Source organism: Anaerobacillus alkalidiazotrophicus (genome assembly GCF_001866055.1).
Genome location: NZ_MLQS01000032.1, coordinates 20140 through 34123 on the forward strand (window position 1 = coordinate 20140; position 13984 = coordinate 34123).

The 13984-nt window shown below is 35.0% G+C and carries 12 protein-coding genes; 3 read left to right on the forward strand and 9 right to left on the reverse strand.

The window, feature by feature from the left end; translation table 11 throughout:
- Window positions 1–12 precede the first annotated feature (12 nt).
- The 7 genes from nikA to BKP45_RS20805 all read right to left on the reverse strand — a co-directional run bounded on the left by nikA (window position 13) and on the right by BKP45_RS20805 (window position 8189).
- Window positions 13–1644 carry a nickel ABC transporter substrate-binding protein gene (nikA, locus tag BKP45_RS20780; RefSeq protein WP_071391069.1) on the reverse strand — a complete coding sequence of 544 codons (1632 nt, stop codon included), beginning with the start codon at window positions 1642–1644 and terminating at the stop codon, window positions 13–15.
- 571 nt (window positions 1645–2215) lie between these two features.
- Window positions 2216–2956 carry a Fic family protein gene (locus tag BKP45_RS20785; protein ID WP_071391070.1) on the reverse strand — a complete coding sequence of 247 codons (741 nt, stop codon included), beginning with the start codon at window positions 2954–2956 and terminating at the stop codon, window positions 2216–2218.
- Window positions 2957–3226: 270 nt separating this feature from the next.
- Window positions 3227–5569: a TOTE conflict system archaeo-eukaryotic primase domain-containing protein gene (locus BKP45_RS20790; protein WP_071391071.1), complete on the reverse strand. Its 2343-nt coding sequence runs from the start codon at window positions 5567–5569 to the stop codon at window positions 3227–3229.
- Between the two features lie 283 nt (window positions 5570–5852).
- A complete protein-coding gene (locus BKP45_RS22750) occupies window positions 5853–6008 on the reverse strand; it encodes a hypothetical protein (protein WP_169824148.1) in 156 nt (51 codons plus the stop codon).
- A gap of 215 nt (window positions 6009–6223) precedes the next feature.
- Window positions 6224–6685 carry a hypothetical protein gene (locus BKP45_RS22755; protein ID WP_071391072.1) on the reverse strand — a complete coding sequence of 154 codons (462 nt, stop codon included), beginning with the start codon at window positions 6683–6685 and terminating at the stop codon, window positions 6224–6226.
- A gap of 113 nt (window positions 6686–6798) precedes the next feature.
- Window positions 6799–7128, reverse strand: a complete 330-nt coding sequence (locus BKP45_RS20800) for an S-Ena type endospore appendage (protein WP_071391073.1) — start codon at window positions 7126–7128, stop codon at window positions 6799–6801.
- A 194-nt stretch (window positions 7129–7322) separates the two neighbouring features.
- Window positions 7323–8189 carry a BMQ_0737 family morphogenetic spore coat protein gene (locus tag BKP45_RS20805; protein WP_071391074.1) on the reverse strand — a complete coding sequence of 289 codons (867 nt, stop codon included), beginning with the start codon at window positions 8187–8189 and terminating at the stop codon, window positions 7323–7325.
- A 1057-nt stretch (window positions 8190–9246) separates the two neighbouring features.
- On the opposite strand from BKP45_RS20805, the gene BKP45_RS20810 reads away from it, so the two are divergent.
- The gene (locus tag BKP45_RS20810; protein ID WP_071391075.1) at window positions 9247–10380 is read left to right on the forward strand and encodes a tyrosine-type recombinase/integrase; all 1134 of its coding nucleotides are present in this window, start codon (window positions 9247–9249) and stop codon (window positions 10378–10380) included.
- A gap of 82 nt (window positions 10381–10462) precedes the next feature.
- Here the strand turns inward: BKP45_RS20810 and groL are convergent, their stop codons facing one another.
- A complete protein-coding gene (gene groL, locus BKP45_RS20815) occupies window positions 10463–12100 on the reverse strand; it encodes a chaperonin GroEL (RefSeq protein WP_071391076.1) in 1638 nt (545 codons plus the stop codon).
- Window positions 12101–12202: 102 nt separating this feature from the next.
- The gene (groES, locus tag BKP45_RS20820) at window positions 12203–12487 is read right to left on the reverse strand and encodes a co-chaperone GroES (protein WP_071391077.1); all 285 of its coding nucleotides are present in this window, start codon (window positions 12485–12487) and stop codon (window positions 12203–12205) included.
- A gap of 549 nt (window positions 12488–13036) precedes the next feature.
- On the opposite strand from groES, the gene BKP45_RS20825 reads away from it, so the two are divergent.
- Both BKP45_RS20825 and BKP45_RS20830 read left to right on the forward strand, forming a co-directional pair.
- Window positions 13037–13750: a CPBP family intramembrane glutamic endopeptidase gene (locus BKP45_RS20825; RefSeq protein WP_071310599.1), complete on the forward strand. Its 714-nt coding sequence runs from the start codon at window positions 13037–13039 to the stop codon at window positions 13748–13750.
- Window positions 13751–13951 carry a YdiK family protein gene (locus BKP45_RS20830; protein WP_071391078.1) on the forward strand — a complete coding sequence of 67 codons (201 nt, stop codon included), beginning with the start codon at window positions 13751–13753 and terminating at the stop codon, window positions 13949–13951.
- Window positions 13952–13984: the final 33 nt, after the last annotated feature.

Sequence of the window (13984 nt, forward strand, 5' to 3'; positions counted from 1 at the left end):
ATCTCCTGTCGCTTACTTCTCGATACTAATCCCTGTAAATGGGTGTTCATCTCGGTTAGCAGGGAATGAGAAATTAGAAACATCCTTTTGATAGATTGCTATTTTCTTAATATAAGAAATCGGTACAATTGCACCTTGCTCTTGTAGTGAACCTAAAATGGATGTGTATAGTTCTTGACGCTCATTTTCATCAGTTGTTTGTTGGACAGCTGCAATTTGTTCTAATATCTCCTCTTTGTTAGGATAAGCTGAAATAGCTTCGCTAAATCCAAATCCTTCTGTAGCTACGACGTTTACGAAAGCATGTGGATCATATGGAGCGCCATAGTTACTAAAGAAGTTCATATCAAACTCATTAGCTTTGAATCTTTCTACTTGAGTAGTAAGCTCAACACCGACAATATTTAATTTCACACCTAATGCCGCCCACTCAGATTGTAATATTTCAGCCATTGTTTTTTGAATGGACTCAGCTGAGTTATACATTAATTCGATTTCAAGTGGTTTCCCGTCTTTTTCACGAATATCTTTTCCTTCTGGTAACTTCCAATCTGCTTCATCTAATAATTGTTTAGCTTTATCAACATCATAATTAACCGTGGTTACATCAACATTTGAGGTGTAAGGAAAATTTGTTGGTAAGATGTAGTCAGCCTTCTCTTCTACCCCAGATGTCACACCCTGAACCATCGCTTCTTTATTAAATCCATAATGTAATGCTTGACGCACCCGGATATCGGAAAGCTGTTCAATATTTGTATTCATAACTAGTTGTCTAGTAGCTACTGGCTCAGAAATACTAGTCTCATAGGAACCTGTGGATTCTAATTGTATAAAAGAATCTAAACTGATAACACCTTCACCATATACAAGGTCTAAATCTCCTTTTTCAAAAGCAAGTACGCGTGTTTCAGCATCAGGAACAACTTTGACTTTAATTTGCTCTACACTTGGGAGGTCACCCCAATAATTATCATTACGTTTAAATATGGCATATTCATCTACCTTATATTCATCCAATACCCATGGGCCTGTGCCTACTGGTTTTTCTATTCCTTTAGAAGTGTCACCATCTTGAGGAAAACCAGTTTCTCCTAAGAAACGAACTGGACGAACAACAGCTAACTCCTGAATAGTAGGATAATACGGTTCGTTTAATGTTAATTTAAACGTATACTCATCTATTACCTCTGTTTGAGTGACCTTTGGAATAAAGCCTAACCAACTATGTAAATCTACATTGTTTAATACAGCATCAAAATTCTTTTTCACAATCTCAGCATTGAAACTTGCGCCATCAGAAAACTTCACATCTTGACGTAAGTTGAATACATATTCTTTTCCATCATCTGAAACTTTCCAAGATTTTGCCAAATGTGGTTTTAGCTCGCCTCCATCTTGATAGCTAACTAAAGGTTCAAATACCATAGATTGAGCAAATAATTGAGATGGATTGTAGAGATGTGGATTTAAATCACCTATATCCCTAGGCCAAGCAAAAGTAATCATATTACTACTTTCACTAGTAGAAGCTGAATTTTCTACTGATTCACTTGAACCTGAACAACCTAGTAAAGTGATCGATAAAATAAAAATCATTGCAGACATAAATAAAAATTGTTTTTTAATAATTCGACTTAACATGAAGCTTTTCCCCCTAAATGAAATTGAAAACCATTATCATATAGTAAAGCTTTGAAATTTAACTGTCAATAAAATTTCAAATTTTACATATAAGGAATAATGAAACAGGATTTGTTATTTGTATCAGAGTTGTATAACCGATATTTTCATTATGAGGGTAGAAGAAAGTCCAACATTAAATGGATAGCCTTAGTCATTCAAATGATGATACAACAAGAAAGGTATATCTATACGATACAAAAGAATTGAAAAAAGAGACCTCTCAAAAGTTCGATCAACTTATGAGAAGCCTCTTTAAAATCTTCTATGTGATTATTTGCTAACATAGATCCTTATATATCAAGGGTTCGAGGGCAGATTACATCATGCCGCCCCTAAGGTGAGAGTGTGTAATATCTTACACGCTGTGTGCGAAAAGTGCGGTATATCAAAATTTTGTTAAATTCTGTTTGTAACATTGTTAACAGTCATTTATCGTTTTTCACTAGCTTGCGTTAGCAAAATGTTAGCATCGCAGATAAAATGATGTAGGGGTGTTTATCTTAAGCTGACAACTCTACTGTATATTTTATTAAGTGTTTTTATTTATTGTACTTAAATATAGGTTTAATGAATCTTCTACTTCAATTGTGACTAACTTAATAAAGTCATCATATTCTTTCTGTGTATGCGCTCTATCTAATGCTTCGTAATAAGCTAGGCGATTTTCCACTTTAATGACAATTGGTGGAAAACCATCTTTCATGAGTTCTAAATTTAATAACAAACGTGATGTCCGTCCATTTCCATCAATAAATGGATGAATTCCAACAAAAATAGCATGTAACATAGCTCCACGAGCAATGGGATGCAATTTTTTCGTTTCTAATTGTTCATACCATGCCATCAACTGCTCCATCTCTTCTTTTATGAGGAAAGGAGCTGGAGGTATATGTTTAGCACCAGAAATAAAAACTTGCTGGTCCCGATATACACCTGCATATCCATCATCAATTCCTTTTAGTACAAGTCGATGTATGTTCTTAATTTGCCACTCCGACAAAGCTTCGCCCTTATGTACAATCTCCTCTACATAGGTAATGGCGTCACGATGATTAAGAACTTCCAAGTGTTCACGCAATGTTTTACCACCGACAGTAATTCCTTCTAGAACGACCTTTGTTTCGTTGATAGTTAACGTGTTTCCTTCAATCGCATTTGTATTATATGTCCATTCGAGTAATAACTTTTCACGTAGACTTTTGACTGTATATTTGGGTAATGGTCGGTTCGCATCTAGTAGAGCTTTTTTTTGATTAATTTGTTCGAACATTCGCTTCACCTCTCTCACTCAAACATATACTTAAATTGAGAATACCATCGTTGCTCTGAATATACCTTCTAAATCAATTTTAATAAAACATTTGGTAAAAGTATATATTTTCTAATTTACCCCAATTTAATTTCTCAGTTTCATCACAATCTGAAATCTTTGAAAAACTGCTTTTAGTGCAGATGTTCACTTACTTTATAAAGTGTTACCAAGGATAAACAGTAGAATCTTATGTTAAATTGTTTATATCGCTTTATTTATTTCAAAATACTAGAATAATTGAATTTGTTGGCTTTTCTCTTCGTTTTCACCATATAGACGATAACCAATGTTTTTATATCCCTTTAATCGCTTTTCAAACATTTTCTGCAAAACATCAACGTTCGAATCTACATAATCAAACACTTTCACTTCATTTTTATCACTATGTTTACGGTGAAGCCGCCCTACATACTGTTGCAAAGTTCCTTTCCAAGAGATTGGCATTGTTAGAAAGAGTGTATCTAATCTCGAATCATCAAACCCTTCTCCAACATATTTTCCTGTTGCAATTAACAATCTCTCCTCACTATCAGGTAATTTCATTAACTTTTCTAGCGCTTGTTGCCGTTCTTTCTTCTTCATAGCTCCTGATAGGATAATAATATTTTTAGCAAATCCCTTGAAAATCTCATATAGCTCATTTACATGATCTAAACGTTCCGTTAACACTATAGGAGATCGTTTTTCATCTAGGACTTTTAGAACATCATTAAAAATCATATCGTTTCGTTGTTCATTAGTAGATAACAATGAATATATTGCTTGTATATCAGTTTCATTTGTTTTAAATAATGTTTCTCTTTTAACAAGGGTTTGTTTAAACGTCCGAATATTGGCTTGCTGTTTATTATTCGTTTTATATCTTATAGGTCCACATTGCATAAATATTATTGGGTGCAACCCATCTTTCCTGACTGGGGTTGCTGTTAAACCATACACCTTTTTTGCTCGGACAGCTCTTAATACTTTTTCAAAGCTGACGGCAGAAATGTGATGACATTCATCCACAATAATTTGCCCGTAATGATGTAACTCAGGTTTAATTAATCCATTATGATTAAGCGATTGAATCGTAGATATATCTATATTATAGGTTGGTTTGTTTTTCCCACCACCAATTTGTCCAATTTCTTTTACTGGAATGTTTAAAAAAGTAGATAATCTCTCTTTCCATTGTTCAACTAATTGTGTTCGATGCACAATTATAAGTGTATTGGTTTCATTTCTACTAATTAATGCTGCAGCTGTCACTGTTTTTCCAAAGCCAGTAGCTGCTGCTAATACTCCATTGTCATAATTAGACATTGAAGTAACTGCATCTTCTTGTTGGATAGTAAGTTGACCATGGAATTTAGCAGTAATGGACTCCCCTCCGAATTGATTATTTAGTATTTTAAGAGATATTTTATATTTCAAAAAAATTTCCTTCACTTTTTCTAGTAGACCTCTTGGTAATATGAGCATATTTTCATCAATCTGTGTACAATCAATCATTCTAGGAATCCGATGAGTAGAAATACGTTTTGCTTGCGCTTTGAAAAACTCTGGATTTCCAAATGTCGCAAGTTTTTGTAATTCAATTAGTATCTTACTAGGTAATAAAATCTTAGGAATTTGAATACCCTGATTTAATTCAATAGTAACTTCTTTTGGCAAGTTAATATTCCCAACTTTCTCTTTTACCTTCATAGGGCCTTCTTCCTCGGCGAAGTTTGTTACTATTTGTAAAATGTTTTTTTCAGAGATCTTTTTTATCAACGATAGATATTGCCATTGATTCGCAAATTCCTGAAATGACTCATTTACAAACACACTATTGCCTTTCGTTTTTGCTTGTTTTTGTAATGGGAGAGCTATTAAATTGCCAAAACCACCTTTGGGTAATAGATCTTGGTTAGGGAACATTCTATCAAAGGAATCCATTCCAACTTCAAAGCGTTTTTCACTTGTTTTCGATAAGAGAATAACCCCAAATTTTCTAGCTAACGAAGCTCTTATTGCCTTTTCAAAAAAGAACCAAATATGAGCCCCTTCACCTGATCGGGAACGTTCGATGTGATATGGTAACCCTAAGTTTTTACAGGTTTCAATAAATGCACGTACGTCATCTTGCCATTGTTTTTTATCAAAGTCCACAGCCAGAAAATTACACGTATTATCTTCAAGTAACGGATATATTCCTACAGTTTTTATGCCACTTAAATGTTCGTAAATGACTTGGGGAGTTAAGGTGGGAAATAATCGATGAGAGCAATCCTGACATTTGATTTTAGGTTTTCGACAAAGCTCTTTATCCCACTCGTTTTCACATACAGGTGAATAACCAGATTTACCTGTAGTACTCGATTCCCACCTTTGAGCAAAAACATCAGTTCTTCCTCGAAAAAGATTATTAAATAGTGAAATTGCAGCTTTTTCTTTAGGAGTAAAATCAGTCGCTGTTTTCGTTAGATTAGATGTTCGATTATTACTACCTTGTGTTTTATAGAGATCCTTTTTTAATTGTATATTTTCTTTTTTTAGTCTATCAATCTCTTTTAAAGCCTGATTGAGCTGTTCTTGAATATCCATAAGGCTACTCCAATCATTAAAATCTTTAACTCTAGTTTAGCCAAGAAAGCACTTATTTAACAGTAAATCTAATGAAAATTGACATTACGAGAACGCCCTAACTTCAAAATTGATGAAAAACTAATATTTTTACTATGTGTGCGAAAAGTATGTAATATCCAGGTTTTACCGTTTTTTATTGGATAGCATTGGCAAAGTGTTATTAATTACTGTAGACTGTTTAACGTTTACCTTTATTTCCATATTATATTGAATAGTATCGTTGTACTGTGCAGTAAAGTCTCTACTGTTTTAATTGACACTCGTCTTCAATATTAGCACTCCGTTGATATAAGAGCCGGAGGGACCGTCCCCTCGGCCTTCTTAATATATGATTTTCTGGTATTTTATTGTATAATTCAGAGTGAAAGCTCATTTGCTTTGGCTCACGTCGAAGCATAGAATAACCCCCCTTATGGTTTTGTTTGGTCGTACTTACATTATACCATTTAAGGGGGTTTATTTGTGCTGAAATCCTAATATATCAAGGGTTTCGGCACATTCTTCTGTTTTTTTATTGATTTCATACAATAAGAACAAACATATTGATTTCGACTTAAAATTTGTGTCTATTGTGACTTTTTCACTGGTCTCGAACCGTCCCCCCGGACTCAATTAGCTAATTTTTTTCACAACTAAAGTTGGGTTGATGTAAGTGCTAGTTCCTGTAAGAACAATTGATCTAACGGTTATATCATCATTAGGATTCAAAGTTGTTAAAATAGTTTTTCCACCTGGATTTCGTGGAGCAACTGTATCAAGTTGATCTACAAAGGAGATCAGGGAAACACTTAATTGCACTCCATTAATATAAATATAATACTCTACACCAGAAATGGTAGAATTAGTTGAGCTGGTTAAAGAAAAACTAATTTCATATACACCAAAGGATTGTATTGTAATACTATTAGTAGGAGCAGGAGCAGCCACCATTCCAGAAGTTGGACCTGCGGTAGGGAAAATTAAATTAGTATTATTTGTAGCAGTAAAAGCTCCATTAGATCCAAATAAGGATCCAAATACAGGTTGTGGGGAAATGGAAGGACAATTGCAGCAGCACGAAGAAAGTTGCGCCATAATAAAATGTCACCACCTTGTAACTGATTTTTATTATTTTATGTAGGATCTTTCCGGCTTGTTTGTATGTTTAGACAAAAATAAAAAAGGATGCAACTATGCATCCTTTTTAACTAGAATTTGTAATTTATAGAGAAAGAAACCTTAAAGTCCGCTGCGGCTGTAGTTTGCCATGTAATACTTTCACCATTATTAATGTCGCTATACGTAATTGCTTGACATGTCCCTGGAGCAACGTCAATTGCATTTGTGCCATCGGTTAATGTTACATTTCCAGTAGAAGAGTTACTGTTATCCACCATGAATGTACCATTAACTGGAAAGTTTGTAGAATTAGTGTATAAATCAACTGGACCTGTACCTACAGTCACACTTATGTCACAGCAAACTGCATCATTTACACAACATAATGTAGTTGGAAAACACTTTCCTAATTGAGCCATTATTGACCCTCCTAAATATTTAATTTTACTTCATAGCCATAGTATGTTTAATGGCTTTTTTGGTTTGGACATATCCCCACATTTATTAGAGAAAATAGGTTATCCAAAACCCGATATGGCTCATTTGTTATCACATATTTTAAACTTCTTAATTATTTTACTGATAATTAATTCACATTAGGAACTGGATAAACTCAACATTCAGAATTTAAACCTAGTCTAGGCTTGCAAAATTCTCCTTCTAAAGAAATGATAACGTCTGCTTCACTTTGTATACTTTGACAAACATTGATAAAAACCTCGATCCGAGCGCACGAATCATTTGTTTGAATTATTGCTGTGCAATCAAAAGCAATGATTTCGCATTCAATTCTTGTTCCCTCTGGAGCGCATAAAAGTAAATCTTCTGTGAATTCGAAGGGCACTAATTTTTTGCATAATTGTCCATGTCTCTTAAATTCGACTCCTATACACCCTTTTTTGAGTAATTTGACTTTTTGAAGGGTAACCATGTCACCGTTTGGCGTTAAAATTTTTTTATTCCGTCTTCCGTTTTCTTGAGGAATTTCAATACAATCAATCGAATCAGGTGAGAAAGGGCTGATTCTGTTTCCACATGGATCTGCTAGGTAACACTCCAAGCTATCTACTGGATCAGGAAGGGAAATTTTTTCAAATTTATGATGAATACTTAAAGAGTATTTCCCTTTACAAAACCCTATTCCATTGGGACATCTCACTTCTAAGGAACGTACAAATGCAACGGTTTGCGACCGTGTTTGACCTTTTCCAACTGAAAAAGCCAAACTGCCGTTAATAAATACATCAAGCGTATCCCCACATCCTTCGTCAAAGGAAACAGTGATTGTCCCAGAACGTGGGATATTGCCACTATTATCTACCCATAGGCTGTTTAAGTCAGACGAGCATTCTAACATAAAATCACAGCAGATTTGGTCAGTAATCGTACAGCATTCTATAAGGCTTAAACAAGTATTAAATTCAGATTCTTTTGTAACCCAGTCATATACCTTAGGGACTTTTACGCAAATTCTATTCATCAGTTTATCTATCCTTAGTCAAAAAGTTTAGTTTTCTTATTATACGAATGGGAAAAGCTGAAAGGTACAAATAAATAGAGCGAACTCTCACCCATATTTCGCTTACACCTCAAAATATCGAATGAACTATAAAGCACTTAAAAATTCAAGAAAGAATATGCAGAAATGTATGGATGGGGAATTATACTTATCTTAATTTATTTGAAACTTAATATTGTTTTGTGCCTTACAGCAGCCTTGTAGGACTTTTTTGATTGTTTAAATGGTTACTGGATTATGTTATTACAAAATAGGCGGAACAACAAAACGAGGAGAACAATTACTACCTTCAGTACTATCTAGGTAGATAAGGTATTTCTGTTGTTAATACATCCAATCTAGCATAAAGGGTACACTGTACTTTTTTCAGATTGTTTCAGATTGGCATAAGAGGTACACTGTACTTTTTTAGTAAAGATTATGATGGTTATCGTTATAAAGTATACTTATTACGTATCACTGAAAATGAATTGATTACAGCCACAAGAATGTACCATCTCTGATATGTTTTTTACCAGCAGATGCTACGAAATTTTACCACTTGCTGTCAACGTGTTTACCAATAGAAAAACGTCAAGGATTTTGAAGTGAAAAATCTAATCCTTCTTATTTTTACCGAGGAATGAGGCTTATGGTTTTCCGCAATCGCGCCCAATTGTGGTAGATCATTTTCTATTGAATAGTATCCTTCTACTGTTCATTAACCATTTTATCTTCAAAGCAATCTACGTACAAAGCTTGTAGCACCCCCTTCCCTCAACAGTCAACAGAATCTCGAAGTGAATAAATCATCATTAATAATTACCCTTATATACCACTTACACCATTTATAAAATAATCTTTAATCCGCATTTTCCTGAATTAATGTCATGAATTATTATTCTGATTTTGGAAATAATGTACAATTGCAACAAATAATATTTAGAAAGCGAGGATGCCTATGAAATGACATTTTTACAGAAGAGGCTGTAAGTGCAAAAAGAAAAAATGCACTTGTGGTTCAAAGTGGGCTTACACCATCGATATTGGATTAGATCCAATCACCGGAAAAAGAAAACAAAAGGTAAAAAGCGGCTTTACTACTAAGCAGGAAGCTGAAGAGGCTGCCGCAGCTCTAATTCATGAAGTAAACCAAGGAACATATTTAGAAGAAACAGATAAAACCTTTAGCGAGTTTGCAAATGAATGGCTACCGATCTACAGTGAATCAAAAGATGTAAAGCCGGGAACCATTCGAGTTCGCCTCCATGAAATCGGAAAATTGTTACCCTATTTTGCTCAATTAAAATTAAAAGACATCACAAGAAAAATGTATCAAGATGCTCTCAATGATTTAAAAGATCAAGGGTTATCTGATAGTACAAGGGAGGGGATCAACCGAACAGGAAGAATGATTTTTCGAAAAGCTTTAGAACTGGAGCTTATTAAGAAGGATCCGACTGAATTTGCTTACGTTAAAAAAGACAAGAAAACGATTGAACAACTTGAAGAAGAGGAAGTTCCAAATTACCTTGAAAAAGAAGAACTTGCCTTGTTTTTAGAAACAGCTAAACAACATGGGCTTGAACATGATTATTTGGCGTTTTTAATCCTAGCCTATACAGGAATAAGAGTCGGAGAGTTAGTTGCTCTCAAATGGAGGGATATAGACTTTATAAACCAAACGATAAGCATAACCAAAACGTATTATAATCCAAATAATAATACCGTGGAGTATCAATTGGTCCCACCTAAAACCCGAAAGTCTAGGCGGAAAGTTGTCATAGATGAAGAAGTTATTCAAGCTTTAAAAGACCACAAAGACGTTCAGAATCAAGTAATAAAGCGACTAGGTGACGACTACTACAATAAAGACTTTATCTTTGCAAAGATGGAGCGACAGTTCGGTTATCCTATTGTGATAAAAAACGTTCGAGACCGTATGAAAAGGCTGCTTACCATCGCTAACCTAAATGAAGAGTTAACACCGCACTCTTTGCGACACACACATACGTCACTTCTTGCTGAAGCCCGTGTCTCACTCGAACAAATCATGGATCGGCTCGGTCATACAGATGACCAAATTACAAAAAATGTGTACCTCCACGTAACACAAGAAATGAAAAAAGAAGCCTCTCAAAAGTTCGGTGAACTGATGAGAAGCCTCCGTTAATATCCTCAATGTTAGCAAAATGTTAGCAAACCACTCTCACCTTACTAACAAATCCTTTTATACCAAGGGTTTGAGGGGCTTATTACATCATGCCGCCCATTCCACCCATTCCGCCCATTCCGCCCATATCTGGCATGCCGCCGCCGCCTTCTTCAGGCTTATCAGCGATTACTGCTTCTGTTGTTAAGAACATAGCAGATACGCTTGCTGCGTTTTGTAGAGCTGAACGAGTAACTTTAGTTGGGTCAACGATACCAGCTTCGATCATGTTTACCCACTGACCAGTTGCTGCATTGAAACCAATTCCTGCTTTTTCATTCTTTAAGCGTTCAACGATTACTGAACCTTCAAGTCCAGCATTGTGAGCGATTTGACGAACTGGCTCTTCAAGAGCACGTAATACAAGGTTTACACCTGTTAGTTCATCGCCTTCAGCTTGAATTGTTTTTACAGCGTTGATTACGTTTACTAGTGCTGTACCACCACCAGAAACGATACCTTCTTCTACTGCTGCACGAGTAGAGTTTAGAGCATCTTCAATACGAAGTTTTTTCTCTTTTAACTCAGTTTCAGTAGCTGCACCAACTTTAACAACTGCTACACCGCCAGCTAATTTCGCTAGGCGCTCTTGAAGTTTTTCTTTATCAAATTCAGAAGTAGTTTCTTCTACTTGAGCTTTAATTTGGCTTACACGAGCTGCAATTTTAGCAGAATCACCAGAACCTTCAACGATTGTTGTGTTTTCTTTTGTTACAACAACTTTAGAAGCACGGCCTAATTGAGTAATGTTAGCAGACTTAAGATCTAATCCTAATTCTTCTGTAATTAATTCTCCACCAGTTAGGATAGCGATATCTTCAAGCATTGCTTTACGACGGTCACCAAATCCTGGAGCTTTAACAGCTACAGCATTGAAAGTACCACGAAGTTTGTTAACAACTAAAGTAGCTAACGCTTCACCTTCAACATCTTCAGCAATTAAAAGGATTGGCTTACCTTGTTGAACAACTTGCTCAAGAACTGGTAAGATTTCTTGAATGCTTGCAATTTTCTTATCTGTGATAAGAATGTATGGATTATCTAGAACTGCTTCCATTTTATCTGAGTCAGTAACCATATAAGGAGAAGCATATCCACGGTCGAATTGCATACCTTCTACAACTTCTAACTCAGTTGTGAATCCTTTAGATTCCTCAATTGTGATAACACCATCGTTACCAACACGCTCCATAGCTTCTGCAATTAATTGTCCTACTTCTTCATCAGCAGAAGAGATTGCAGCAACTTGTGCAATTGAAGCTTTACTTTCGATTGGCTTTGAAATTGCTTGAAGCTCTTGAACAGCTTTAACAGTAGCTTTTTCAATACCTTTACGAAGTACCATTGGGTTTGCACCGCTTGTTACGTTCTTTAATCCTTCACGGATCATAGCTTGAGCTAAAACAGTTGCAGTAGTTGTACCGTCACCAGCAATATCGTTTGTTTTGCTAGCAACTTCAGCAACTAACTTAGCACCCATGTTTTCAAAAGCATCTTCAAGTTCAATTTCTTTAGCGATTGTTACACCGTCATTAGTAATAAGAGGTGAACCGAATTTCTTTTCTAATACAACATTACGTCCTTTTGGTCCTAATGTTACTTTTACAGCATCAGCTAAAGCATCAACACCACGAAGCATTGCGCGACGTGCGTCTTCGCTAAATTTAATTTCTTTTGCCATTGTTTTGTCAACCTCCTAGTTTTCTATGTAGTAGGACTACCCCTACGAAATTTTTCTTGATTTTTATAGCATGTACTCAATTTATACCATAAGTACAAGTGATTAGTTTACGATGGCTAATACGTCGTTTTCACGAAGGATTAAGTATTCTTTACCATCAAGTTTCACTTCAGTACCAGCATATTTAGAGAAAATTACTTTGTCGCCTTCTTTTACTTCTAAAGCTACGCGCTCACCACTCTCTAAAATGCGTCCAGAACCAACAGCAACTATACGCCCTTCTTGTGGCTTTTCTTTTGCTGTATCTGGAAGTACGATCCCACTAGCAGTTTTTTCTTCAGTTTCAACTTGTTCGATCACAATACGATCACCTAATGGCTTTAACAAGGAAAACAACCTCCTTCATTCAACTTTATTTTTTTGAATTCATTATTAGCACTCGTTACACTTGAGTGCTAACACAATTATTATAATAATCATTTCAATTCTATTTTGCAAGTATTTTTCAGATTTTTTTTAGAAAAACTTGGTTTTTTTTTAACCGAAATTTGTCGACAAAACCAGTATATGCGTGCACTCGTATACGGTTTAGAGCATTACATTCATTTCTCCTTAATGTTGATAAAATCCTTCTCACTTAAAACTATTACTAAACTATACTTGTTGATAGGCTTGAAAAATTATCCTTCATTACTTTTGACGTTTTAGAGTATATTTATACTGTAGTGATTATATTTCTTAAAAGTTACTACACAATAGATTTTATAATTCTATGTTACAATATATGAATGTAGATTTTGAATGAACGAACATTTTATAGAAGGTTAGTTTGTATTCTAAGCCTAATAGTGTTGTTATCAAGTTGTACGATAGAAAATTTCCCAATAAAATTTTTTCATTTCTACATTTCACATTATGTAAAAAGGAGTTTTTGGTTTGACAAAACGTTACTGGTTAGTGATATTAACCTATATTCTAATGCAGTTATCTGCTTTTATCGGTGTTCCTATTTTAATGCTCATGGGGATGGACGAGAGACAAATCCCAGGTATTTGGACTTTATTTAGTTTTTCTCTTGGTTTTGTATTAATTTTGCTTTTGTTAAGACAAGATATGACAGAGCGACACTTAACACGAAATAGAAGCTCAAAAAGTGAAGCAATTGTATGGTCAATCGCTGGTATTTTCATGGCCTTCATAGCCCAATATATTGCAGTTCTTATAGAAATTGGCGTATTCGGGATCGAACCAGGATCTGAAAATACCGAAATGATTGTTGAATTAGCAAAAGCTACACCAGCTTTAATTATCGTAGTAGCTGTTATCGGTCCTATTTTAGAAGAAATTATTTTCAGGATGATTATTTTTGGGACACTTTATAAACGATATAATTTCTGGATAGCTGCCATTATTAGCTCCGTCATATTTGCAGCCGTCCACCTTGATTTTGAGCATTTACTAGTTTATACATCGATGGGGATTGTATTTGCCTTCCTTTATGTTAAAACGAAAAGAATTATCGTGCCGATCATGGCGCACGTTGCATTAAATAGCTTTGTTATGCTTGTTCAAGTTGTTTTCGGGGATAGACTAGTCGAACTTCAAAGAAAACTTGAGGAAATGCAAGGCTTTATTGGAGGACTTTATTAAATGAGATCACCATATGTTTGGGGAATAATATATTTTTTCATGGGATGTCTGTTTGTATATTTTGCTATTCAACAAAATACAAGAACTGGTCAATGGGACTTCTTCACAATTGCCCTAATGGCTCTTGCAGCTTATGATTTCATGGTTTCTTACAGATACTTCACATTCAAAAAGAGAGTAAAAAGAAAAAATAAAGAATAAAAAACGGGCCTCGGCCCGTTTTTTTATTCTTAT